The organism is Pantoea sp. UBA7232 (assembly GCF_002473195.1).
Lineage (GTDB): Bacteria > Pseudomonadota > Gammaproteobacteria > Enterobacterales > Enterobacteriaceae > Pantoea > Pantoea eucrina.
In genome coordinates this window covers 71,883-97,921 of the sequence record NZ_DKTK01000014.1, presented here as the reverse complement: position 1 = coordinate 97,921, position 26,039 = coordinate 71,883, and the positions used below count along the sequence as shown (strand labels likewise).

The 26,039-nt window shown below is 55.8% G+C and carries 17 protein-coding genes and 1 pseudogene; 9 read left to right on the top strand and 9 right to left on the bottom strand.

Annotation, left to right across the window (positions count from 1 at the left end; genetic code table 11):
• The first annotated feature begins 5 nt into the window (after positions 1-5).
• Entirely contained in the window at positions 6-1,463 is a 1,458-nt protein-coding gene (gene nuoN / locus B4056_RS13420) for an NADH-quinone oxidoreductase subunit NuoN (RefSeq protein ID WP_039385550.1), read from the top strand.
• A 135-nt stretch (positions 1,464-1,598) separates the two neighbouring features.
• Entirely contained in the window at positions 1,599-2,051 is a 453-nt protein-coding gene (locus tag B4056_RS13415) for a GNAT family N-acetyltransferase (RefSeq protein ID WP_288654991.1), read from the top strand.
• A 29-nt stretch (positions 2,052-2,080) separates the two neighbouring features.
• Here B4056_RS13415 and B4056_RS13410 read toward each other — a convergent pair whose 3' ends face one another.
• A complete protein-coding gene (locus B4056_RS13410) occupies positions 2,081-3,739 on the bottom strand; it encodes a glucan biosynthesis protein D (protein WP_288654989.1) in 1,659 nt (552 codons plus the stop codon).
• A 288-nt stretch (positions 3,740-4,027) separates the two neighbouring features.
• On the opposite strand from B4056_RS13410, the gene elaB reads away from it, so the two are divergent.
• Together elaB and B4056_RS13400 are read left to right on the top strand one after the other, a co-directional pair.
• On the top strand, positions 4,028-4,348 hold the full coding sequence (gene elaB, locus B4056_RS13405; RefSeq protein WP_039385541.1) for a stress response protein ElaB: 321 nt from the start codon (positions 4,028-4,030) through the stop codon (positions 4,346-4,348).
• Positions 4,349-4,501: 153 nt separating this feature from the next.
• Positions 4,502-5,698 (top strand): nicotinamide mononucleotide deamidase-related protein YfaY, encoded by a 1,197-nt coding sequence (locus B4056_RS13400; RefSeq protein WP_288654987.1) that lies wholly within the window; start codon positions 4,502-4,504, stop codon positions 5,696-5,698.
• Positions 5,699-6,064: 366 nt separating this feature from the next.
• Here the strand turns inward: B4056_RS13400 and yfaE are convergent, their stop codons facing one another.
• The 4 genes from yfaE to ubiG form a co-directional block, all read right to left on the bottom strand.
• Complete coding sequence (gene yfaE, locus B4056_RS13395) at positions 6,065-6,325, bottom strand: class I ribonucleotide reductase maintenance protein YfaE (RefSeq protein WP_094111125.1); 261 nt, start codon at positions 6,323-6,325, stop codon at positions 6,065-6,067.
• Between the two features lie 2 nt (positions 6,326-6,327).
• Entirely contained in the window at positions 6,328-7,458 is a 1,131-nt protein-coding gene (gene nrdB / locus B4056_RS13390; RefSeq protein WP_039385534.1) for a class Ia ribonucleoside-diphosphate reductase subunit beta, read from the bottom strand.
• A 63-nt stretch (positions 7,459-7,521) separates the two neighbouring features.
• Complete coding sequence (gene nrdA, locus B4056_RS13385; protein ID WP_039385532.1) at positions 7,522-9,807, bottom strand: class 1a ribonucleoside-diphosphate reductase subunit alpha; 2,286 nt, start codon at positions 9,805-9,807, stop codon at positions 7,522-7,524.
• Positions 9,808-10,212: 405 nt separating this feature from the next.
• Positions 10,213-10,959: a bifunctional 2-polyprenyl-6-hydroxyphenol methylase/3-demethylubiquinol 3-O-methyltransferase UbiG gene (ubiG, locus tag B4056_RS13380; RefSeq protein WP_288654985.1), complete on the bottom strand. Its 747-nt coding sequence runs from the start codon at positions 10,957-10,959 to the stop codon at positions 10,213-10,215.
• A 176-nt stretch (positions 10,960-11,135) separates the two neighbouring features.
• Between ubiG and gyrA the strand changes: the two genes are divergently transcribed.
• On the top strand, positions 11,136-13,775 hold the full coding sequence (gene gyrA / locus B4056_RS13375; protein ID WP_288654983.1) for a DNA topoisomerase (ATP-hydrolyzing) subunit A: 2,640 nt from the start codon (positions 11,136-11,138) through the stop codon (positions 13,773-13,775).
• A 166-nt stretch (positions 13,776-13,941) separates the two neighbouring features.
• Positions 13,942-16,794, top strand: coding sequence for a two-component system sensor histidine kinase RcsC (rcsC, locus tag B4056_RS13370; RefSeq protein WP_071668053.1), 2,853 nt, complete (start codon positions 13,942-13,944; stop codon positions 16,792-16,794).
• Positions 16,795-16,840: 46 nt separating this feature from the next.
• Here the strand turns inward: rcsC and rcsB are convergent, their stop codons facing one another.
• From rcsB to B4056_RS13355, 3 genes are read right to left on the bottom strand one after another with little or no spacing between them, the layout of a single operon-like run.
• Positions 16,841-17,491 (bottom strand): response regulator transcription factor RcsB, encoded by a 651-nt coding sequence (gene rcsB / locus B4056_RS13365; RefSeq protein WP_033750421.1) that lies wholly within the window; start codon positions 17,489-17,491, stop codon positions 16,841-16,843.
• 1 nt (position 17,492) lies between these two features.
• On the bottom strand, positions 17,493-20,147 hold the full coding sequence (gene rcsD, locus B4056_RS13360; protein ID WP_094111128.1) for a phosphotransferase RcsD: 2,655 nt from the start codon (positions 20,145-20,147) through the stop codon (positions 17,493-17,495).
• Between the two features lie 22 nt (positions 20,148-20,169).
• A complete protein-coding gene (locus B4056_RS13355; protein ID WP_039385523.1) occupies positions 20,170-21,324 on the bottom strand; it encodes an MFS transporter in 1,155 nt (384 codons plus the stop codon).
• 771 nt (positions 21,325-22,095) lie between these two features.
• Between B4056_RS13355 and B4056_RS13350 the strand changes: the two are divergent.
• Positions 22,096-22,794 (top strand): annotated as a pseudogene (locus tag B4056_RS13350) (HlyD family efflux transporter periplasmic adaptor subunit); the annotation flags it as partial.
• 448 nt (positions 22,795-23,242) lie between these two features.
• The gene (ompC, locus tag B4056_RS13345; protein WP_039385507.1) at positions 23,243-24,346 is read left to right on the top strand and encodes a porin OmpC; all 1,104 of its coding nucleotides are present in this window, start codon (positions 23,243-23,245) and stop codon (positions 24,344-24,346) included.
• Between the two features lie 91 nt (positions 24,347-24,437).
• Here the strand turns inward: ompC and B4056_RS13340 are convergent, their stop codons facing one another.
• Entirely contained in the window at positions 24,438-24,599 is a 162-nt protein-coding gene (locus B4056_RS13340; protein WP_166714014.1) for a hypothetical protein, read from the bottom strand.
• A 399-nt stretch (positions 24,600-24,998) separates the two neighbouring features.
• Here B4056_RS13340 and apbE point away from each other — a divergent pair, with 399 nt between their 5' ends.
• Positions 24,999-26,030: an FAD:protein FMN transferase ApbE gene (gene apbE, locus B4056_RS13330; RefSeq protein WP_288654979.1), complete on the top strand. Its 1,032-nt coding sequence runs from the start codon at positions 24,999-25,001 to the stop codon at positions 26,028-26,030.
• Positions 26,031-26,039: the final 9 nt, after the last annotated feature.

The window sequence follows — 26,039 nt, the reverse complement described above, 5'->3', positions numbered from 1 at the left end:
TCGCCATGACAATAACTCCTCAACAATTGATCGCGCTACTGCCGCTGTTGATCGTCGGACTGACGGTGGTGGTGGTGATGCTGTCCATTGCGTGGCGACGCAACCACTTCGTTAATGCCACGCTGACCGTTATTGGCCTGAACCTTGCGCTGGTGTCGCTGTGGTTTGTTGGTCAGGCGGGCGCAATGGATGTCACGCCGCTGCTGCGCGTTGACGGCTACTCCATGTTTTATACCGCGCTGGTGATGCTGGCGAGTCTGGCGACCTGTACGTTCGCCTATCCCTGGCTGGCGGGCTTCCCGGATAACAAGGATGAGTTTTACCTGCTGGTGCTGATTGCCGCGCTGGGTGGCGTGGTGCTGGCAAGTGCCAACCATCTCGCCGCGCTGTTTATCGGTATTGAGCTGCTCTCCCTGCCGCTGTTTGGCCTGATTGGCTACGCCTTCCGGCAGAAACGTTCGCTGGAAGCGGCGCTGAAATACACCATTCTTTCTGCGGCCGCCTCGTCGTTTCTGCTGTTTGGTATTGCGCTGGTCTACGCCGATTCCGGCAGCCTGAGCTTTGTTCAGCTGGGTAACAGCCTGACCGACAGCATGATCCAGCAGCCGCTGCTGCTGGTGGGACTGGGAATGATGATTATCGGCCTGGGCTTTAAGCTGTCGCTGGTGCCGTTTCACCTCTGGACGCCGGACGTTTATCAGGGCGCGCCTGCACCGGTATCGACCTTCCTGGCAACCGCCAGCAAGATCGCTATCTTTGGTGTCATTATGCGCCTGTTTATGTACGCGCCGCTGACCGACAGCGAAGCGGTACGCACCGTGCTGGGGATTATCGCCTTTGTCTCTATCCTGGTGGGTAACCTGATGGCGATTTCGCAGAGCAACATTAAGCGTCTGCTCGGCTACTCCTCTATCGCTCATCTCGGCTATCTGCTGGTCGCGCTGATTGCGGTGAAAACGCATCAGCTGTCGCTGGAAACGGCTGGCGTCTACCTGGCGGGTTATCTGTTCAGCAGCCTGGGTGCGTTTGGCGTGGTCAGCCTGATGTCCAGCCCGTATCGCGGTCCGGATGCTGACTCGCTCTATTCCTATCGCGGCCTGTTCTGGCATCGTCCGGTACTCTCAGCGGTCATGACGGTGATGATGCTGTCGCTGGCGGGTATTCCGATGACGCTGGGCTTTATCGGTAAGTTTTACGTTATCGCATCCGGTGTGAATGCGCATCTCTGGTGGCTGACTGCTGCAGTCGTTGCCGGCAGCGCCATCGGCCTGTACTACTATCTGCGCGTAACGGTGAGCCTCTATCTCACCCCACCAGAGCTGCATACGCGTGATACGCCTGCTAACTGGGCGTTTACCGCGGGTGGTGTGGTTGTCCTGATCTCCGCCATTCTGGTGCTGCTGCTGGGTGTTTATCCGCAGCCGCTCATCAGGCTGGTGCAGATGGCGCAACCGCTGATGTAACGATGCATTCTGCTGACGAAAATCAGGCCTCCGGGCCTGATTTTTTTTATCTGTATCGATGGCCGCTACCATCATGGTGTGACTTCGGCCGGCGGAGTAGTCTCAGAATATTGTCATTTGAAGAGGAGGATATCTGTGGAAATAGCATGGCTTGATTGCCACCACCAGGAACTGACGGCACAGCAACTCTATACGCTGCTGGCGCTGCGTAACCGGGTTTTTATTGTGGAGCAGCAGTGCCCCTATCAGGATCTGGATGGCCAGGATCTGGCTGCAGAAAACCGTCATATCCTCGGTTTTCTTGAAGGGAAGCTGCTGGCCTGCGCGCGCATACTGACACCCGCGCAGCCGGATAAGGCAGTCGTTGTGGGGCGGGTGATTGTCTCTGAAGAGGCGCGCGGGCTGAAGCTGGGCTACCGGCTGATGGAACAGGTGCTGAACAGCTGTGAAACGCACTGGCCCGGGCAGGCAATTTATCTGTCGGCGCAGGCGCACCTTGAGGGATTTTATGGCCGGCTCGGTTTTCAGGCGGCCACTGCTGTTTACCTTGAAGATGAGATTCCGCATATCGGCATGCAGAAAATATAACGGCGAGGGAAGCCTCGCCGTTATCGTTATCAGCCCGGCGTCATCTGCCGGTCATCGGTATATTTACGCTGATCGGGCGGTGGCGGAAAATACTGGTAGAGCCAGGTTTCGCTCAGCGTCTCATCTTTGGTGCGCAGGAACAGGCGCATCTCCACAGGCGTGGTCGCATCGCTGTTCGGATACCAGTCAAACAGAATGCGATAACCGTTAATCGGTTCAACGTAGAGGATCTCTACCTGTTTGAACGTGCCTGATGAAACGGTAATGACCGGCTCAATGCCCCTGGCAGCGGCTGCTTTCAGGTCGCCATCAATGAAATCTACGGCAAAGCGGCGGCACCAGGTCTCCGGGAAATGTTCACCCGGCGCCCAGCCTTCGGGAAAACCGCCAATGCCGGTACGGGTCGCATCCACGCGCGCCAGATCGCTGCGCACCGGCGGCAGCTGGCTCCAGTAGAGCTTATAGCCAAAGTTCAGCTCGCTGCCCGCCTGAATCGGCTCCTCTGGCTGCCAGAAGCAGACCACGTTATCCAGCGTTTCCCCGGTGGTAGGGATCTCCATCAGATTAATCGCGCCTTTACCCCATTTTCCGGTTGGCTCGACCCACAGGCTCGGGCGTTTGTCGTACCAGCCAATCACATCCTGATAATTTTTAAAGTCGTGATCCAGCTGCAGCAGACCAAAGCCGCGCGGGTTTTCATCTTTATAGGCGTTGAACTGCAGGCGCTGCGGGTTATTAAGCGGACGGGCGATCCATTCACCGCTGCCGCTCCACATCGCCAGGCGATCGGAGTCATGGATCTGCGGATGGTAGGTGTTGCACATGCGGCGTTCGTTAGTACCGCAACTGAACATACTGGTCATCGGCGCAATGCCGAGCTGACGAATCGCTTTACGTGTATAGAGGTGGTTTTCCACTTCCATCACCACGCGTTTCTCTTCACAGTGAATGGTGAATTTGTAGGCACCGGTCAGGCTGGCACCATCCAGCAGGGCATACACGACAAAGGTAGTGTCGTCTGCTTTTGGCGTTTCAAACCAGAACGCGGTGAAATCAGGAAACTCCTCCTGACCGTTGCTGAACGTGTTAACAGCAACGCCGCGGGCGGAGAGGCCATACTGATAGGTTTCATCCACGGCGCGGAAGTAGCTGGCCCCGAGGAAAGAGACGATATCACGCCGCGCCAGCTCCGGCTTTTTAAACGCGCGGAAACCGGCAAAGCCGAGATCGTTTTTACCCGCCAGCTGCTGCGTGTCGACGCCGGCGTCATGATACTTAAACAGCTCCGGGCGAAAGTGGATTTCCCGTGCTTCGCGGCTGGTCGCATCAACAGAGAACATGCGGATACGCCGTTTAAATCCCATGCCGACGTGGAAAAACTGCACGTCCAGCTCGCGATCGGCGACGTTGTTCCACAGCGAGTGCTGAGCGTCATACTGAATTTCGTTGTACGCTTGCGGCGTAAGGGTCGCCAGCGTGTCAGGCAGCGCACCGGGCGCACCGCCCCAGGGTTTTTTCGCCAGCGCGGCGGCCTTCTGTTTCAATACATCAAAATCGAAGCGCACGGCTTTGCCGTCGGCGATGCCGTCATCGGCCCATGCAGATTGCGCAAACAGCGAGGAGAGCCCGGTCATGCCACTCAGGGCTGACAGAGCGACGGACGCTTTCACAAATTTTCTACGATTCATGCCGGAATTCTAATCCTTAGCTGCTCGGGTGTATTGTGTCTGTTTCCAGACGATTAGCGTCGGGCTACAGGGGGTTACGACAGTGGCGCAATCAAAAAATTCACTCGCCGGAAAATTTATCAGATTAATCAAATAAACGAAGCAGATTCTCTGTCGATCAGGGGGATCCGGCCTGTTTTTACAAAGCCGTCACGTTTTTACGGAGCGCACAGACGCAATTTCGGCCAGCAAAGTTATGATTTATGGCTATAGTTAATCGACACGTTATGAACACGGAGGAACCGCATAATGTCATCTTCAGACCAATTTGATAACCGTTATGAATCAGGTATTGACGACGATCTGGCGCTGTTAACTGAAACGCTTGAAGAAGTGCTGCGCGCGTCCGGCGATCCGGCCGATCAGAAGTATATTGAACTCAAACAAAAAGCTGAGCAGGCGCTGGAAGATGTGAAGAGCCGCGTCAGTCAGGCTTCGGACAGCTACTACTATCGTGCCAAACAGGCGGCCTATCGTGCCGATGATTACGTGCATGAAAAACCGTGGCAGGGCGTGGGTATTGGCGCCGCTGCAGGCCTGTTTGTAGGTTTACTGCTGGCCCGTCGTTAATACGCTGCCGGGCGCGCGCAACGCTGCGCCCGGCTTCGCCTGCCATACTTTCTTCGCTATTTACGACCTCTTTCCCGATTTCCCTTCCTGATGATTGTGTTTACCTCGCCTGCTTTCTACAGTAAAGCGTAACCAGGACAAGGAGAATGCAACGTGATACGTGTTGAGATGCTCGCCACGGGCGATGAAGTGCTGCATGGACAAATTGTGGATACCAACGCCGCCTGGCTGGCGGACGTGCTGTTTCAGCATGGCCTGCCGATGACCAGCCGCATGACCGTGGGTGATGCACTGCCGTCGCTGATTGATGCATTACAGAGCCGTAGCCAGGTGGCAGATGTGCTGATTGTTAACGGAGGACTGGGGCCGACCTCTGATGATTTGAGCGCGCAGGCCGCCGCGGCCGCCAGCGGTTGCGAGCTGGTGCTGCAGACAGAATGGCTGGCAAAAATGGAAGCCTGGTTTGCCAGTCGCGGTCGCGTGATGGCCGCCAGCAATCGCAAACAGGCTGAAATCCCGGCTAACGCCACGCTTATCAATAACCCGGTGGGTACCGCCTGTGGTTTCGCACTCCAGCTCAACCGCTGCTGGATTTTCTTTACGCCGGGCGTGCCGTCAGAATTCAAAGTGATGGTGGAGCAGGAGATTATTCCGCGCCTGAAAGCACGTTTTACCCTGCCTGAACCCCCGCTCTGCCTGCGCCTGACGACCTTTGGCCGCGGCGAGAGTGATATTGCGGCTGAGCTGGAGCCGCTGGCGCTGCCCGAAGGGGTCGTAATGGGTTACCGCTCTTCAATGCCGATTATCGAAATCAAGCTTACCGGGCCTGCCAGTGCGCGCGTGGCGATGGAGCAGGTCTGGCAGCAGGTAAAGCTGCTGCTGGCCGAATGTACGATTTTCGAAGGCACCGAAGGGCTGCCCGCGCTGCTGGCGCGTGAGCTGCAGCAGCGTGAGTTTCGCCTCGCCACCAGTGAGCAGTATACCGCCGGCTTTCTGCACTGGCAGCTGGCCGCCGCGGACGTGCCGCTAAGTGCTGGCGAGATTCTGGCGCCGCAGGCAGAAACACTTGAAGCACAGGTTGAGCGGACACGCATGCTGGCGGCAGAGCAGGGCAGCGCTATGGCGCTCTCTGTCGGTGAGCTGGCCGAAGGAGAAATCGCGATTGCGCTGCAGACGCCGGAAGCGGGCTGGGGACAGCGGGTGAAGTTTTCACACGGTCGTCATAATCAGGAAACCCGGCAGAAAGTGGTGGCGATGATGGCAATGAACATGCTGCGTCGCTGGCTGCACGGCAGCGAAGTTTCAACCGGACACGGCTGGATCGACATACTGGAAACGGTAAAGCACTGATTGCGCCTGCGAAGGGGCATACCGGATACGTCAGTGCTTAACCGGTATCGCTTGCAAAGGGAGCCTGGTTGCGGAAGTGACGGTGGCCTGCCGCCGCGCCATCCATGGCGCGGAGGCTGCTGCAAATCACCGTCGCTTCCGCGCCCTGTGACTTCTGCATAGCTGTCAGATAACTCGCTCTTACAGCCGCACAGAAGCACAGGGGAAGAGGGGGCGTTGAACTAAGCCGGACGTCACGCGGCAGGGACGCCGCGTGCCGAGGCCCGCAGGGAGCGGGTGTTGCCGTTCCGGGCGTGTTCAGCGCCCCTCTGACCAGAGTGGCTTTCTTGTCGCATGAACGATGTGAAAGAAAACAGACGAGGGCGGTTACAGCTCAATCTCAATCTCGCCGCGCGCTTTACAGCAGCAGGGCAGGATTTCACCCTGCTGAATAAAAGCCAGCGGGGTTTCAGCGTAATCGACCTCGCCCCGTACCAGGCGCATACGGCAGGAGCCGCAGTAGCCTTCACGGCACTGAAACTCCACGCAGAGGTTATGGGCCTCCAGCGTGGTCAGCAGATTAGGATGTTCATCTGCGCACTCCAGGCGGGAGCCTGAACTGCGCAGGATAATAACAGCGCGGCTCATGCTCAGAGCTGGAAATCGTTGAAGTCGTCTTCGCCTACTTCAGAGTCAATCTGACCCACCAGATAGGAGCTGACTTCCACTTCCTGCGGTGCTACCTGCACGTTATCAGACACCAGCCAGGAGTTGATCCATGGAATCGGGTTGGAGCGGGTCTGGAAGGGCAGATCGAGACCCACCGCCTGCATACGGATATTGGTGATGTACTCAATGTACTGGCACAGAATATCTTTATTCAGACCAATCATTGAGCCGCCGCTGAACAGATACTCTGCCCACTCTTTCTCCTGCAGTGCCGCCTTCTTAAACAGCTCGAAGCACTCTTCACGGCACTCCGCAGCAATCTCTTTCATCTCCGGATCGTCTTCACCACTGCGCAGCAGGTTCAGCATATGCTGGGTGCCGGTCAGGTGCAGCGCTTCATCACGCGCGATCAGCTTGATGATTTTGGCGTTGCCTTCCATCAGTTCACGTTCGGCGAAAGCGAATGAACAGGCGAAGCTGACGTAAAAGCGAATCGCTTCCAGCGCGTTAACGCTCATCAGACAGATATAGAGCTGCTTTTTCAGCGCACGCAGGCTGACGGTGACTGATTTACCGGCAACCTGATGCGTGCCTTCGCCCAGCAGATGCCAGTAGTTGGTCATCTCAATCAGATCGTCGTAGTACTTTGAGATATCCTGCGCGCGCGCCAGAATCTGCTCGTTGGTGACGATATCATCAAACACCAGCGACGGATCGTTGACGATGTTGCGGATAATATGGGTGTAAGAGCGTGAGTGAATGGTCTCAGAAAACGCCCAGGTCTCAATCCAGGTTTCCAGCTCCGGGATAGAGATCAGCGGCAGCAGCGCGACGTTCGGGCTGCGGCCCTGGATAGAATCGAGCAGCGTCTGATACTTCAGGTTGCTGATGAAGATATGCTTTTCGTGATCCGGCAGTGCCTGGTAGTCGATGCGATCGCGTGAGACGTCGACCTCTTCCGGACGCCAGAAGAAAGAGAGCTGCTTCTCAATCAGCTTTTCAAAAATGTCATATTTCTGCTGATCGAAACGCGCCACGTTCACGGACTGGCCGAAGAACATCGGCTCTTTCAGCTGATCGTTTTTATTCTGTGAAAAAGTAGTATAAGCCATGACTAAGTCCAAAAAGTGAAGCGGGCTGGCAGCGCCAGCCCTGACATAAGTACGCGTCGCCGGTCAGATTTTGCAGGCGCCGCTTTCGCAGCCATCATCCTGAATCGACGGGGCCAGATCGTCCTGTGCATCTTCTGCGCCATCGCGGGTGTTTTGATAGTAGAGCGTCTTCACACCAAACTTATAGGCGGTAAGCAGATCTTTCAGCAGCTGTTTCATCGGTACTTTACCGTTGGCAAAGCGGCCCGGATCGTAGTTCGTGTTTGAGGAGATCGCCTGATCGATAAACTTCTGCATCACGCCGACCAGCTGCAGATAACCATCATTAGAAGGCATTTCCCACAGCAGCTCATACTGATCTTTCAGACGCTCATACTCCGGCACTACCTGACGCAGGATGCCATCTTTAGACGCTTTAATACTGATGTGGCCGCGCGGCGGTTCAATACCGTTAGTGGCGTTAGAGATCTGCGAAGAGGTCTCTGACGGCATCAGGGCAGAGAGCGTGGAGTTACGCAGGCCGTGCGTGGTGATCGATTCACGCAGCGCTTCCCAGTCGAGATGCAGCGGCTCATTGCAGACGGCGTCCAGATCCTTTTTATAGGTATCAATCGGCAGAATACCTTGTGAATAGGTCGTCTCTTTAAACCACGGGCAGGCGCCTTGCTCTTTTGCCAGCTCATTTGATGCTTTCAGCAGATAGTACTGAATAGCCTCAAAGGTTTTGTGCGTCAGATTGTTAGCGCTGCCGTCAGAGTAGCGTACGCCGTGCTTCGCCAGGTAGTAAGCGTAGTTAATGACGCCAATACCCAGCGTACGGCGACCCATGGCACCACGCTGTGCTGCCGGAATCGGATAGTCCTGATAATCAAGCAGCGCATCGAGCGCGCGAACCGCCAGCACCGCCAGCTCTTCGAGGTCGTCGAGGCTGTTGATGGCACCGAGGTTGAAGGCGGAAAGCGTACAGAGCGCAATTTCGCCGTTCTCATCATTCACATCCTCAAGCGGCTTGGTTGGCAGCGCAATCTCAAGGCAGAGGTTGGACTGACGCACTGGCGCAATCGCCGGGTCAAACGGGCTGTGGGTATTGCAGTGATCGACGTTCTGGATGTAGATACGACCGGTTGAGGCTCGCTCCTGCATCATCAGCGAGAAGAGATCGACCGCTTTTACACGCTGCTTGCGGATGCTCTCATCTTTCTCATATTTGGTGTAGAGACGTTCAAACTCTTCCTGATCGGCGAAGAACGCATCATACAGGCCCGGGACATCTGACGGGCTGAACAGGGTGATATCTTCGCCTTTCAGCAGGCGGGTATACATCAGCTTGTTGATCTGAACGCCGTAGTCCATGTGGCGCACGCGGTTACCTTCCACGCCACGGTTGTTTTTCAGCACCAGCAGGCTTTCCACTTCCAGATGCCACATCGGGTAGAACAGCGTCGCTGCACCGCCGCGCACGCCGCCCTGAGAGCACGATTTCACCGCCGTCTGGAAATGCTTATAGAACGGGATACAGCCGGTATGAAACGCTTCGCCGCCGCGGATCGGGCTGCCCAGCGCACGAATACGGCCTGCGTTAATGCCAATGCCGGCGCGCTGTGACACATATTTCACGATAGCGCTGGAGGTGGCGTTGATAGAGTCCAGGCTGTCGCCGCACTCAATCAGGACGCAGGAGCTGAACTGACGGGTTGGGGTGCGCACGCCAGACATGATTGGCGTTGGCAGCGAGATCTTGAAGGTGGAGATCGCGTCATAAAAGCGCTTGATGTAGCTCATGCGCGTATCGCGTGGATAGTTTGAGAACAGGCAGGCTGCGACCAGGATATACAGGAACTGCGCGCTCTCATAGATCTCACCGCTGACGCGGTTCTGCACCAGATATTTTCCTTCCAGCTGCTTAACCGCAGCGTAAGAGAAGTTCATATCGCGCCAGTGATCGATGTAGCTGTCCATCAGCTCAAACTCTTCGGTGCTGTAATCTTCCAGCAGGTGGCGGTCATATTTGCCCAGCTCCACCATTTTCACGACCTGATCGTAAAGCTTCGGTGGCTCAAACTGGCCATAGGCTTTTTTACGCAGATGGAAGATAGCCAGACGTGCTGCCAGATACTGGTAATCTGGCGCATCGCGCGAAATCAGATCGGCTGCGGCTTTGATGATGGTTTCATGGATATCAGAGGTTCTGATGCCATCATAAAACTGAATGTGGGAGCGCAGTTCAACCTGAGAAACTGAAACATTGTTCAGCCCTTCAGCCGCCCAGTCGAGTACACGGTGAATTTTATCGAGATCAATGCGTTCCTGACGGCCATCGCGTTTGGTGACGAGCAGACTTTGGTTCATGTCGCGTGTTTACCTGTCCATGAAATAGGAAATTATCCCCTAACTATTCACAAGGTCTATGCACAAGCCGCTCGCTGTGAGTAAGCCTGTGGATAAACACTATATATAGGGGGTTCGGGAAGTTTTACTAACTATATGGTGAGTATTTTAGTCAGCATTCTTTGCTTAACAAGAGTTGATTTTTGGCAAAGAATCAGTCCTGGTAGCCGGGAAAAATCCTGGATCCGCGTGGCATAAGGCCTGGGTTAGCTGTCAACGGCTTCATACTTTTTTTTAATAGTATGACTGAGCGCGTAAATCTCAATCAAAGGCGCGGAACCCGTCCTTAAGGCAGAGACGAAACGGAGAAGATCGGCTAGCGGGGATGAAGAAGAGAGGCGCGCTCCGCAGAGCGGGCCTCTGTTATCAGCGTGTTTCGCCTGCGGCATCAGCCTGAGCGTGGGTATGAATCATATAGTTCACGTCCACACCTGGTCCGAGACGGAACTTGTTGGTCAGCGGATTATAGTGCAGGCCAATCATGTGGCGTTCGCGCAGTGTGGTTTCGTCTACCCAGTCCAGTAATTCAGCCGGGCGGATAAATTTTTTGGCGTCATGCGTACCGCGCGGCAGCATGCGCAGCACATATTCGGCGCCGAAGATTGCCAGCAGCCAGGCTTTAGGATTGCGGTTTATCGTGGAGAAAAAGACCTCACCACCTGGTTTTACCAGACGGGCGCAGGCTATAACAACCGAGCGCGGATCGGGTACGTGCTCCAGCATCTCCATGCAGGTCACTACGTCATACTGGCCAGCATGGCTGTTCGCATGATCCTCTACCGTCTGCTGAATATAATCGACGCTGACGCCGTTCTCTTCAGCATGCAGACGCGCGACTGCCAGCGGTTCCGCGCCCATATCCAGCCCGGTTACGTCTGCGCCTTCACGCGCCATGCTCTCTGCCAGAATGCCGCCGCCGCAGCCGACATCGAGCACTTTTTTACCAAACAGGCCGTTGCTGTGCTGCGCAATCCAGCCCAGACGCAGCGGGTTAATACGGTGCAGCGGCTTAAATTCACCCTCCAGATCCCACCAGCGCGAAGCGACCGCTTCAAACTTGGCAATCTCGCTGTGATCGACGTTCTGACGGCTTTCCTGCGGTTGTTCACTCATTGAATAACGACTCCTGGCAAAATATCTTCTGAGTATAAACGCTTAAACGTCAGGTGGCATCTCTCAGCATGAACGAAAAGCGCCAGAAAACCCCGCTTTACGTTCACCGTACGTAAGCAATGTGATATACTTTCGCACCTTTAAAATCCGGGATTAAGTAGAGGGATAGCGGCTCCATGAGCGACCTTGCGAGAGAAATTACACCGGTCAATATCGAAGAAGAGCTGAAAAACTCCTACCTCGATTACGCCATGTCGGTCATTGTTGGCCGAGCCTTACCCGATGTCCGTGATGGCCTGAAGCCGGTGCATCGCCGCGTGCTTTACGCCATGAGCGAACTGGGTAACGACTGGAATAAAGCCTATAAGAAATCTGCCCGTGTGGTAGGTGACGTTATCGGTAAGTATCACCCGCACGGTGACTCTGCTGTATACGAAAGTATTGTCCGTATGGCCCAGCCGTTCTCCCTGCGCTATATGTTGGTTGACGGTCAGGGTAACTTCGGTTCCGTTGATGGCGACTCCGCCGCAGCGATGCGTTATACCGAAGTCCGTATGGCGAAGATCTCCTCTGAGCTTCTGGCCGATCTGGAAAAAGAGACGGTCGACTTTGTGCCAAACTACGACGGCACCGAGCAGATCCCGGAAGTGCTGCCAACCAAAATTCCTAACCTGCTGGTAAACGGCTCCTCCGGTATCGCCGTGGGAATGGCAACTAACATTCCGCCGCATAACCTGACTGAAGTGATCAACGGCTGCCTCGCCTTTATCGATGATGAAAACATCAGCGTAGAAGGACTGATGGAGTACATCACCGGTCCGGACTTCCCGACCGCAGCCTTTATCAATGGCCGTCGTGGTATTGAAGAGGCCTATCGTACCGGGCGCGGTAAAATCTACATTCGCGCGCGTGGCGAAATCGAAACCGATGCCAAAACCGGTCGCGAAACCATTATCGTCAATGAGATCCCGTATCAGGTTAACAAAGCGCGCCTGATTGAAAAAATTGCCGAGCTGGTTAAAGAGAAGCGCGTTGAAGGGATCAGCGGGCTGCGCGATGAGTCTGATAAAGACGGTATGCGCATTGTCATTGAAGTCAAACGCGACGCCGTGGGTGAAGTGGTTCTGAACAACCTCTATTCGCTGACGCAGCTGCAGGTCTCTTTCGGCATCAACATGGTGGCTCTGCATCAGGGTCAGCCGAAGATCATGCCGCTGAAAGATATCATCGAAGCCTTTGTGCGCCATCGTCGCGAAGTGGTGACGCGTCGCACCATCTTCGAACTGCGCAAAGCGCGCGATCGTGCCCATATCCTTGAAGGTCTGGCGATTGCGCTGGCGAATATCGATCCGATTATCGAGCAGATCCGTCGCGCGCCGACGCCGGCAGAAGCGAAGGGCGCTCTGCTGGCACAGGCGTGGGATCTCGGCAATGTTGCCGCCATGCTTGAGCGTGCCGGCGATGACGCTGCGCGGCCGGAGTGGCTGGAGCCTGAATTTGGTATTCGCGATGGCCGCTACTATCTTACCGAGCAGCAGGCTCAGGCGATTCTGGATCTGCGTCTGCAGAAACTGACCGGCCTTGAGCATGAGAAACTGCTTGATGAGTACAAAGAGCTGCTGGAGCAGATTGCCGGGCTGATTCACATTCTGCAGAGTGCTGACCGCCTGATGGAAGTGATCCGCGAAGAGCTGGAAGCGATGCGCGATCAGTTTGGCGATGCGCGCCGTACTGAGATCACCGCCAACAGCGCGGATATCAATATCGAAGATCTGATCAACCAGGAAGATGTGGTCGTCACCCTGTCGCATCAGGGCTACGTTAAGTATCAGCCGCTGTCAGATTATGAAGCGCAGCGCCGCGGCGGCAAGGGTAAATCAGCCGCACGTATCAAAGAAGAGGACTTCATTGATCGCCTGCTGGTGGCTAATACCCACGACACGATTCTCTGCTTCTCCAGCCGGGGTCGTCTCTACTGGATGAAGGTTTATCAGCTGCCGGAAGCGAGCCGTGGCGCACGCGGGCGTCCTATCGTCAACCTGCTGCCGCTGGAAGCTAACGAGCGCATTACCGCTATTCTGCCGGTGCGTGAGTATACCGAAGGCTTCAATATCTTTATGGCGACGGCCAGCGGCACGGTGAAGAAAACCGCGCTGCAGGAGTTCAGTCGTCCGCGCAGCGCCGGCATTATCGCCATCAACCTGCGTGAAGATGATGAGCTGATTGGCGTAGCGCTGACCAACGGCAATGATGAAGCGATGCTCTTCTCCGCTGGCGGTAAAGTCGTGCGCTTTGCTGAGAGTGCAGTGCGTGCCATGGGGCGTTCAGCCTCAGGCGTGCGCGGTATCAGGCTGGCAGAGAACGATAAAGTGGTGTCGCTGATTGTGCCGCGCGAAGAGGGCGCGATCCTCACCGTTACGCAGAATGGTTACGGTAAGCGTACGGCTAACAGCGAGTATCCGACGAAATCGCGTGCCACTCAGGGCGTTATCTCGATCAAAGTTACCGAGCGTAACGGACCGGTTATCGGTGCGGTACAGGTGGTAGACGGCGATCAGATTATGATGATCACCGATGCCGGCACGCTGGTACGCACCCGCGTATCGGAAGTCAGCGTGGTCGGCCGTAACACGCAGGGCGTGATCCTGATCCGCACCGCGGAAGATGAGAACGTGGTTGGCCTGCAGCGCGTGGCGGAGCCGGTTGAAGAAGAGGAGCTGGATGCCATCGACGGCAGCGTGGCGGAAGGCGAAGAGGATATCGCGCCGGAAGTCGACAGCGATGACGAGGCACCGGACGCAGAAGACGACGCATAATCGTCTGATGCACCTTATCAGCGGCAGGTCAGGGCAACCGACCTGCCGTTTTATTATCTGAGTTTTCGCCCCGCACCTCTGCACCAACTGGCTTTTTCGCAGCGATAAAGCTAGTGTATGTGCACCTTTTTGGGTCCTGTTAACCGTTACCGCCAGTGAGCCTCTCTTGAAATATCTCGTCTCCTTTCGCACCACGCTTCGTATCTCGCGCTATCTTTTCCGGGCGCTGGCGCTGCTGCTCTGGTCGCTGGGTGCATTGCTGACCACCTTCTACATCATCAATGTGCTGCATGAAAAAGAGAACGGAATACGCCAGGAGTTTGCGACGAACTATGGTAAAGCAGAGTGGTACGTCCGGCACTCGGCTGACGTCATGCGGGAACTGAAGTACATCACGGAAAATCGTCTTAGCAGCAGCGCCAACGGGCTGGACATGCTCAACGGCCTGCCCGCCGGTAAAAGCACGCTGCCGCAGTTTACGCCGCTCTTTTCCGACGGTGACTGCACCTCAATGAGCAACACCTGGCGCAACTCGCTCGACTCGCTCAGCTACTATATCAACTACTGGAAAAGCAATTTTGCTGCGGCCTATGAGCTGAATCGCGTGTTTTTTATCGGCGGTGAGAGCCAGTGCCTGGCTGATTTCACCATTGGCAGCAGCAATCCGTTAGATCGGGAACGCAGCATGAAGGCGCTGCGCGAACATGTGCTGCACTATCGCAACAGCAATGAGGAAGATCGGCGCAATCCGATGTACTGGATCACCGACAGCACGCAGCCCGGAAGCGGCAATTTCTATATGGTCGTCCCGGTTTACGTCGCCAACAAACTTCAGGCGCTGCTGGGCGTTGAGCAGAATATCCGGCTGGATGAATTTGTTCAGCCCGGCGGACTGCCGCTGGTGGCGACCATTACCGATGAAAATTACCGCCCGCTGCTGAGCAGCCGCCGCAGCGGACCCGGTTACGCGCTGGACGATCTGCCCGATGAGAGCACCTGGTTTGGCTACCTCGACAGCTACCGCCAGCTGGTGCTGAAAAAGCCGCTGCCGCCGTCAGATCTGAATATCATCTGGTCTCTGCCCACGTCGGTAATGGTGGATCAGCTGCGGCTGCTGCTGCTTAACGCGCTGCTGCTTAACATCTTCAGTGCGATTGTGCTTTTTACTCTGGCGTGGATATTTGAGCGCCGCATGTTCCTGCCGGCGGAAGATAACGCGCACCGGCTGGAGGAGCATGAGCAGTTCAACCGGAAAATTGTCGCGTCGGCACCGGTAGGGATTTGCATTCTGCGCACCAGCGATGGCACCAATATTCTGAGCAACGAACTGGCGCACAACTACCTTACGCTGCTGACGCAGGAGGATCGCCAGCGGCTTAATGAAATTATCAGCGGCCAGCAGGTGAATTTTGTTGATGTGCTGACCGGCAGCAATACCAACCTGCAGATCAGCTTTGTGCATTCGCGCTACCGCAATGAAAATGTGGCCATCTGCGTGCTGGTTGATGTCTCATCCCGCGTACGTATGGAGCAGTCGCTGCAGGAGATGGCGCACGCCGCTGAACAGGCGAGCCAGTCGAAATCGATGTTCCTCGCAACCGTCAGTCATGAACTGCGCACGCCACTTTACGGCATCATCGGTAACCTCGATCTGCTGCAGACCAAAAGCCTGCCCAAAGGGGTGGAGTCGCTGGTCACCGCCATGAACAACTCCTCCAGCCTGCTGCTGAAAATTATCAGCGACATTCTCGACTTCTCGAAGATAGAGTCAGAGCAGCTGAAAATTGAGCCGCGTCCTTTCTCACCGCGCGAGGTGATTAACCATATCACCAGCAACTATTTATCGCTGGTGGTGCGCAAGCGTCTTACGCTCTATGTCTTTATGGAAAACAACGTGCCGCTGGCGCTGGATGGCGATCCGCTGCGGCTGCAGCAGGTGATCTCCAACCTGCTTAATAACGCCATCAAATTTACCCATACCGGCTGCATTATTCTGCACGCCTACGTTAAAGAGGGCTATCTTGCCTTCCGCGTGCGCGATACCGGGGTCGGCATTCCTGCCAGAGAGGTGACGCGGCTGTTCGATCCTTTCTTCCAGGTTGGCTCCGGCGTGCAGCGCAACTTCCAGGGCACCGGGCTGGGACTCGCAATCTGCGAAAAACTGATCAACATGATGGATGGCGATATTGAGGTCGATTCTGAACCGGGAATGGGCAGCCAGTTTATCGTGCGTATTCCGATCTACGCCGGGCAGCAGCCGGCGCCGCCGCTGCTGGATGGCCTGCAGGAGAAAGCGATCTGGCTTGACCTGCGCAACGACTATCTCGCTGCGTTTCTGCTGCGCCTGCTGCAGCAGCAGGGACTGAAAGCGGCAGCCTGGCAGGGACAGGCAGAAAGCGATGATGTGGTGATAAGCGATCACGACGATTCACTGGCGCAGGCGGTGCGCGCGCGCATTCTGATCTGCGGTGAGCATATCGATATGCCGCAGGAGCGCTCGCCGGGCGTCTGGGTGCAGAGCAGCGCAACGCTGCACGACCTGCCGCTGCTGCTGGGTCGTATCTATCGCATCACGATTGACAGCGATACCACCACGCCGCTGCCGCCACCTGCGGCAGAGAATGCGAGCAGCAATGAAGATATTATGATTCTGATTGTGGATGACCATCCCATCAACCGTATGCTGCTGTCGGAGCAGCTCGGTACGCTGGGCTATCAGACCAAAACGGCGCAGGATGGCGTTGATGCGCTTAACGTGCTGAGTCGCAATCATATCGACATCGTACTGAGCGACGTAAACATGCCGAATATGGATGGCTATCGCCTGACGCAGCGGCTGCGCCAGCTGGGGCACGTGTTCCCGGTGATTGGCGTAACGGCGAACGCGCTGGCGGAAGAGAAGCAGCGCTGTATGGATGCCGGTATGGATAACTGCCTGTCGAAACCGGTGACGCTGGATGAGCTGAAAGTCACCCTGGCGCGCTACGCTGCCCGCGTGCGTACCGGTCGTCAGGCGTAGGGCAGGGGATTAAACGAACGGGCGGCCTGCGGGCCGCCTGCAAAGATTAATCTTTGTCGATCTGCGTGGCGCTGACCGAGGAGAGGTAGTTCAGCAGTGCGATATCGTTATCCACACCCAGCTTCATCATGGCTGATTTCTTCTGGCTGCTGATGGTTTTGATACTGCGGTTCAGCTTCTTGGCAATCTCAGTCACGAGAAAACCTTCAGCAAAGAGACGCAGTACTTCACTCTCTTTCGGCGACAGACGCTTGTCACCGTAACCACCTGCGCTGATCTTCTCCAGCAGTTTGGCAACGCTTTCCGGCGTATATTTTTTGCCTTTCTGCAGTGCGGCCAGCGCTTTTGGCAGATCGGTCGGGGCGCCCTGTTTCAGCACAATCCCTTCAATATCGAGATCCAGAACGGCACTCAGGATCGCCGGATTGTTGTTCATGGTCAGAACAATGATCGAAAGATCGGGATAGTGACGCTTGATGTACTTGATCAGGGTAATGCCGTCGCCATACTTCTCGCCAGGCATTGAGAGATCGGTGATCAGAACATTCGCGTCCAGCTTGGAGAGGCTGTTGATCAGTGCTGTGGAGTCTTCAAACTCACCTACTACGTTAACCCATTCAATCTGTTCCAGAGACTTACGGATACCAAACAGAACAATGGGATGGTCGTCGGCAATAATTACGTTCAGGTTATTCATCTTATTGGTTACCTTGCTGCAGCAGTTGATTGACATAAGCGTCAATTTCACTGGTGGTATTTTTAATGGTTAAATCGTCGCACATTTTAATGTGCTGTTCTAACGCTTCACAAAGCTGTTTACCCGGCAGCAAATTGAGCATGGCAAAAACGCCTTTCAGGCGATGCGCTGTCTGAGCAAGAGAAGGATAGTCGCTATCCGACGCTTCAGTATACAGTCTCCTGACATCAGGCGGTACTGTCTCGGTAAACAGCTGGAAATAGCCGCCGCTTAACAGCGGTGTGCCAGCCTCATTTTCTTCACTCTCCTCCATCAAATCACTGGCCAGCTGCTTTTCAATCAGGGCCAGCAGTGCGTCAAGCAGGGCGTTGCTGAGGTTATAATTCACGCGATACTGTCTGTCGTTCAGAGCGTGATGCCCCAGCTCATCGCCCGCCAGCAGTAATGCCCAGCCGCTGAGACGTTCAGGGTCGTCCGTGATCAGGACGTCATGCTCCTGACCCGAGAGCCGTTCATCTGAGGTCAGGCACTTAGCGCCCCAGTTCTCCAGATGACGACAGACGATTTTCTGTACATCCTCCACTGCTATATCGACCAGAGCGGTCACGCCCTCCAGTAATTTTTCTTCCTGCTCCTCCAGCAGCAGCTGCAGCGTCAGCGGCAGCTGGATGTTATAGCGCGTGCCGATATCGGGTTTAGCGATAATGTCTAACTGGCCGCCCATCTGCTTGCAGAGCTGTTTACAGAGGAAAAAGGCCATTCCGGAGGCCTGACCAAAACGATCCTGCGACGTCTCACCAAGATAGGGGAAATCGGCGTTGGTCAGTTCATCCGCCGTTAGCCCGGAACCGGTATCGACCAGCTGCAGCTGCAGCACATCAGGCTTGTTCGCTGGCGTTTTCACTTCCAGCGTGATTTTTCCCCATTGCGTGGTGGTGAGCGCATAATGCATCAGGGTGGTCAGCACCTTACGCAGCGCGCGGCGATCGCCGCTGCGCATTTCATCATTCGCCAGCTGGTTGTTTACCACCAGCGTCAGGCCCTTGCGTCGCAGCAGCGGCAGGCTCTCCAGCGCAATCTCATCCAGCAGATCCTGCAGATTAAACGGGCTGGTTTCCGGCGACCAGTCATGCGCTTCCAGCCGGTTCAGCAGCACGATATCATCGACCAGGCGGGCCAGCCGCTGGCTCTCATCCAGCAGATCCAGCACGCTCTCATCGTCACTGCGCTGGCTGAGCTGCACCAGCCGCGTCACCATATCCTGCAGCGGGCGGTTCAGCGCATGGCCAAGCTGCTGCATCAGCTGCTGGCGCATCTGGTGATTGCGGTCCAGTACCTGCTGTGCTTTCTGCAGCTTCTTGTTAACCAGCAGTTCGCGATCCTGATCGCGCATCATAAACAGCTGCGTGTGCGGCGACAGCACGCTGCGTGCGTGACGGATCTCATAGACTTCGTTATTGATAGTCGCCTGCAGCACGCCCTGATGCTGATCGGACATATTGATAATCTTCTGCAGGTTCAGGTGCGGCAGCAGGTGATCGGCAATCTTATTACTTAGCAGGGTGCGGTTAGTGGCGAAGTCATACACCAGCAGCCCGACCGGCAGGCTGGCGACGATCTCTTCGTTCAGCATACGCAGCGAATCGAGCTCTGCGCTCTGATTCTCATTCGGGCGCAGCGCCTGCTGACGCAGCAGGGTCACGCCGGCAATCGACAGCAGGAAGAGCAACAGGTTGATAAGCAGCGGCCACATCAGGTTATGCAGCATATCAAGCGCAAGGCTAACCAGCGGTACGCGATAAACCAGCTGCAGCGGCGTGCTGGGCAGCGAGGCAGCGATCTCCAGATCCGGGTTAACCAGCGTAACGCTGGTCGTGCCGTCGCTGCCGTCATCAGTGCTGCTGCCCGGGGTCGCATCCTGACGCAGCTGGAAATTCTCCAGCGGCAGGTTCTGCGGCACCAGATCGTTAACCGGCAGATCGAAAGCAACCACCGTTGCCAGATGACCCGGCTGGTTAAAGGTGGTGCGCAGCGTAAAGTAGTGATCGTTCTGCCAGGTAAAATGACGCAGTGGAGAGAAGCTCTCGCGCTCATCCAGGGCGTTAGCCTGCTGCAGCATCTCAGCCCGGCGGCTGTCGACCAGCGTATTCAGCGCGCTCTCTTTGTAGCGCGTTGCCATATCTTTCAGCGGCAGGGTAGAGATCATGATCAGGCTATTATCCTGACCGTTCAGAAAATACATCGACCACGCCGGGTTTTCCGCACCCCATAAAGTATCGAGATAGCCGGACATACGCATAGTCATATCCAGCGTGCTGCCGTCGTGCGAACCGAAAATCAGCGCTTCCGTTTTGCGGCGCGTTTTTTCCAGATAGTAAACATCCGGGCGCAGCCGGGTCTCCTGCAGCGTGCTGTTTGGCGCAGAGCCGGCCGCACTGGTGGCGAGATTTTCGTAAATCTGCCAGGTGGCGAAGCGGTAAGCGTCGATGCGTTTTTGCATATCACGCGCCAGGTCAGCCATGGCATAACGCTTTTCGGCAATCCAGGCGCTGACGCTATTGTGCACCACGGCGCCCAGCGCCAGCAGCAGCACCAGGTTAAACACGACAACAAAACGCGTAACGTTACCGGAAGTCAGTGGAAATTTATAAAGCATAGTGAGTCTCAGGATCCTGCAATCAACGCGTAACCCGGCGTGCGCTGGCGGCGACAGCCAGCAGCATCAGAGCAATCAGCAGGAATGCACCGCTTAGTGTGAGCCACTGGGAAATAAAGCCGATTAACGCCGGGCCTGAGAGAATACCCGCATAGCCTAACGTTGTCATGGCCGATATCGCCAGGTTGACAGGCATGGCCTGCTGGTTACCGGCGGCATTAAACAGCATCGGCACTGTATTCGCCAGCCCGAATCCGACCAGCAGAAACGCCAGCAGTGCGGTTTGCGGCCAGGGGACCAGCACGGCCAGCGTCATACCTGCGCTGGCTGCCAGCGCGCCGGTAAGCATGACGTGATAGCGGCCAAAGCGCTGAATGATTTTGTCGCCGGTCAGCCGGCCAATCGTCATGGCAACCGAAAACACCGCATAGCCCAGTCCGGCATAGGCTACGCTGAGGCCCGGGCTCTGCAGCAGGAGCAGGGCGCTCCAGTCGAGCACGGCACCCTCGGCGAGGAACAGAATAAAGCAGAGGCAGCCGAGAAAAGCGACCCAGCCACGCGGGATCACCAGCCAGGGTTCATCAGCCTGACGCAGCCGCTCGCTCATCAGGGTTGGCAGACTGCAGCAGAGCAGCACGGCGATCAGCACCATCATAATCGCGATGGCCTGCAGCGGCGTCAGCCCGGCACCCAGCAGCAGACTCACCGCACCGGCGCCGATAATGCCGCCGAGGCTGAAGAAGCCGTGAAAGCCTGACATCATCGGCTTGCCCGCCGCTTTTTCCACGTGAACCGCCTGCACGTTCATCGCCACATCCAGCATGCCGAGTCCGGCGCCGAATAGCATCAGCGTAAACGCCATCGCCCAGAGATGATCCAGCGTGGCAAGCAGCGGCAACACCGCCAGAATCAGCAGCGCAGAGCAGGTCATAATCCGGCGGCAGCCAAAACGACCAATCAGCGCCCCCGTCACCGGCATAGCGGCCAGCGAACCGATGCCCAGACATAGTAAAAGCCCGCCGAGGGAGGCTCCGCTCAGCTGCAGACGCTGGCTGGCGTAAGGCACAAGCGGCGCCCAGGCAGACATACTCAACCCGGCGATAAGGAAAACAGTGCGCGTGCCGAAATTAACACGCTGATGCAGTTTGGCTGGCTGTGCGGCGTCCAGTGCAGTCATAGTCGTTATTTTGATCCGCTGTTAAAGCGTCGAAGTTTAGCATCAAAGCAGGCGGTGCAGCGGAATTAACGCGCAATTTGCGTTGCCTGCTGCTGCACAGGAATCGGACATCTTACCGATATTTGCCCGGGCCAGAATTTTTTCCAGATATTTCCTGGTACTGCCTGACAGATATTAAGTGACATAACGCAAATTAAGTCAGGTGATTGATGACATATACTGATGCAATCAGCGAGAGATCACTGGCTGACTATGGTTTTCGCTGGTTGCGCGTTTTACAGCCATTCTCCGGATTTTTGCCACCAGACAGCAGCCGCTAATGCGCGCTAAGATAAAGCAGGCCATCGCTAAAGGGGCCGCTTAGAGCAAGATCGCCACGCACGCCAGCCCGGCCGGGAGCGCGCATTTAACGTCATACCTTTAACCTTGTTACCTGCGGGTAACCCGTTTTCATCAGGTGAAGCGGGCCATGCTGTTATGGCCTGTATGGCGCACCTATCTGCCTGAAACATTAATTCAGGTAATCACTGGTGCAATACATACTCTGTAACGAGGTTACCTATGTTTTCAGGCCAATCCACTTCATCGTTCGCGTCGTTATTTACCTCTGGCACTGAGCGTGTCAGCCCGACAACTACCAGCCGGCAGCACCGCGATACCACGCCACCGGCCGCGCTACATCCCTATGAACCGCTGGCGCAGGATGGCGTGATCGCCGCCTGGGAGAGCAACCGCGCCATTCACCTGCGCGGACGCGCGGAGCAGGAGCCGCAGTCGCTAAAGCTGGTACAGGCGGAACTCAATCTGACTGAACCGCTGGTGGCGCGCGGTGCGGCAGGTAAAGTTGAAGCGCTGCGGCTGCGGCGCCAGGTCAGCGATCTGCAGGGAAAAATCGACGAGGTGCATAATGACTACGCTGTGCGAACGCATGAGGAGCAGGTCAAAAACAGCGCAGAGCTGGATGCGCAGCTGCAGGTTGCGGCAGGCAGAGAAGATCAGCTGACGCGCACCGCGCTGCTGTCACCGGTGTATGGCATCGTCAAAGCTATCGCTATTACCACGCCGGGCGGTGTGGTAGAGCCGGGCGGTAAACTGATGGAGATTGTCCCGCTGGAGGATCGGCTGCTGATCGAGACACGCGTTGCGCCACGCGATATCGCCTGGATCCGGGCCGGGTTGCCCGCAACGGTCAAAATTACCGCGTACGATACCGCGATTTATGGCGATCTGCCGGGCATCGTCGAGAGCGTTTCTCCGGATACGCTGCAGGATAGCGACCTGCGCGAGCCACCCTATTTTCGGGTCTATGTGCAGACACAGACGGCAACGCTTACCAGCCGGCGCGGTCAGCGCTTTCCTGTGCTGCCGGGTATGCTGACAGATGTGGAGATAAAAACCGGACAAAAATCGGTGCTGGATTATCTGCTCAAGCCGCTGAATAAAGCGGCCGAAGCGCTGCGCGAGCGCTGAATGCATTATTATACTGGCGGGAAAATAGCGCAGATAAAAAAATGCCGGACAAATATGTCCGGCGGGAATCAGGGTAAAACACTCATTCGGGATGAATGAAGATAATAATAAAATAAATGATGATAGCGTGGATAATTGTAGAGGCTGGCAGCAACAAAGTTTTATCATTCAGTGCGGCATTAAATTAATGTAGCTATTTGAATTCAAAGGAATTTAATTCGGTTTGTTTATTCGTGCTTTATTTTTTGTCAATATGTGCTGATTATTAGTTCCACGATATTTACATCTGGCAATAAATTTGTAATCAAATGAAACACTTTCGGAAATTTAGTATCATTTTCGTGATAGATTATTGCCCGCTATAAAACAACAATGAATTGCCGGCTGAATTTTTAACATTCAGTTTGCAGTGGCATAACTATAAAGGCACATAACCGAGGGTAAATAAATGAATCGTCGCGTTCTCTCCCTGATGATCCCGGCGCTGCTGGTGGCGGGTTCAGCAAGCGCAGCCGAAATCTATAATAAAGATGGCAACAAACTCGACCTCTACGGCAAAGTAGATGGTCTGCACTACTTCTCTGACAACGATGGCTCAGACGGTGACCAGTCTTACCTGCGCTTTGGTTTTAAAGGTGAAACTCAGGTGACCGATCAGCTGACGGGTTACGGTCAGTGGGAATACCAGGCCGCGCTGAATACGGCGGAAAGCGAAGGCACTAAAGACAGCTATACCCGCGTCGGCTTTGCCGGTCTGCGTTTTGGTGACGCTGGCTCTTTCGATTACGGTCGCAACTACGGCATTGCGTATGATATTGGCGCATGGACTGACGTTCTGCCGGAGTTTGGTGGCGATACCTATGGCGCGGACAACTTTATGTTCCAGCGCGGTAACGGTATGGCAACCTACCGCAATAATAATTTCTTTGGTCTGGTGGATGGCTGGAACGTGGCCGTTCAGTACCAGGGCAAAAATGATAACCCGACTGAATCCACCTCTGGCCGTGATGTGCTGGGCGAAAACGGCGACGGCTGGGGTCTGAGCACCACCTATGATCTGGGTAATGGTCTGGCACTGGGCGGTGCTATGTTCCAGTCCGATCGCACCAATAACCAGAATGCCGCAGGCGTACTGGGCCAGGGCGATAAAGCGGAAGCCTATACCGGCGGCCTGAAATATGACGCAAACAATATCTATCTGGCTGCGATGTATACCCGCTCTTACAACGCGACGCGTTTTGGCTCAGTTGATTCTGACGCTTTCGGTTATGCGAACAAAGCGGACAACTGGGAAGTGGTTGCGCAGTATCAGTTTGACTTCGGTCTGCGTCCGTCGCTGGCTTACGTCAATTCACGCGGTAAAGATATTGAAGGTTATGGCAGCCAGAACCTGAAAAAATATATCGACGTGGGCGCGACCTATTACTTCAATAAAAACATGTCGACCTATGTGGATTACCAGATCAATCTGCTGGATGACAACAACTTTACCAACAATGCCGGTATCAACACCGATGACATTGTGGCGCTGGGCCTGGTTTACCAGTTCTGAGCCTCTGGCGCGCGGCCCGGCGGGCTGCGCGCCACCTTTCCTGCCCGCTTCTTATCTGCAGCACCCGCCTCAGGCAGGCACAGCATCTGAACTACTGCACACTGCGCCAGCGCCGGGCTTTTGCCGCCGGACGCGGTTCAGCCTGCACTGCCGCAGCCGGCTGGCTGCCCTCCAGCGCAATACCTGCCAGGGTGAAAGCAGAAAAGCTCAGCCACCGCTGCCACTTTTCACTCTGCGTTTTTGACATCGCCATGCTGCACCTCGCTGAGAATAAACCTGCTCTCAACAATGCAGCATTTATGCCATGCTGCCGCTCTCAGCGTCACACGCTTCAGGCGGGGTTTGTTACACTGCGTCAGCCCTGAAGCAGTGCAGAGTGGGTAATAATGGTGCAGTACTTAACGTCGACGTGCGCTATAGCTCTCCAGTGAACGCTGACGCGCGTGCTGCCAGCTGCGATAACTGCCGTACAGGAACAGCGCGGCGGAGAGGGCGGCGATTAATACATACATCATCTGTGCTCCTTAAAGGTGGTATGCCTGGGGGTAAAGCCTGCAGCATGACCGGCGTTAATTCAATGAGATTTAGCGTAAATTACCCGCAGTTTATGCTTTGTAATACGCTGTATTTCCGTGTAACAGATGAGGAACCGATGCATTTCCGGAATATTTTGTTGACTGCTCTGATCGTGACCGGGCTGACGGCCTGCGACCGCGCACCGCAACGTGAACCCCTGGTCCTGCAGGGAAAAACCATGGGCACCGTATGGCGGGTTACGCTCGCCGGCGTTGATCCGCAGCGTAAAGAGGCGCTGCAGCAGGCGATTCAGCAGCAGCTCGATCGCGACGACGGTGAAATCTCTACCTGGAAAACCACCTCAGTGCTGTCGCGCTTCAACCAGTATCAGGGGACAGAGCCGCAGCCCGTTAGCGCGGATATGGCGGATATTGTGACTCTCTCACTGCGCATTGGTGCCAAAACCGCAGGTGCCATGGATATCACGGCAGGCAGACTGGTGAACTTATGGGGGTTCGGACCCGTCGGGCAGCCGGCGCATCAGCCTGATGTGGCAGCGATCGCGGCGGCCAGAGCTGAAACCGGCCTCTCGCATCTGCGGGTGATCCAGAGCGTAAGCGGGCAGTGGCTGCAGAAAGATCTGCCGGGGCTGTATGTGGATCTCTCAACCGTGGGCGAGGGCTACGCCACCGATCATCTGGCGCGGCTGATGGAGCAGCAGGGAATAACCAACTATCTGGTGTCGGTCGGCGGAGCCGTGCTCAGCCGCGGTCGTAATGCCAGCCAGCAGCCGTGGCGGGTGGCGGTTCAGAAACCCACCGATCGAGAAAACGCGGTCGAGGCGCGCGTTGACCTGCAGGGGCACGGCATCAGCACCTCCGGCAGCTATCGCAACTATTATGAACTGGACGGGAAACGCATTTCACACGTCATCGATCCCGCAACCGGACGGCCCATTCAGCATAAACTGGTTTCTGCCACGGTGATCGCCACTACGGCGCTGGAAGCGGATGGCTGGGATACCGGCCTGATGGTGCTGGGCACCGCGCGCGCAAAAGCGCTGGCGCTGAAAGAGCATCTGGCCGTTTATCTAATCACCAAAGAGGGCGACGGCTTCAGCCACTGGATGTCGCCCGGCTTTAAAACATTTCTTATCGACAAACCGTAACCGGAGGCC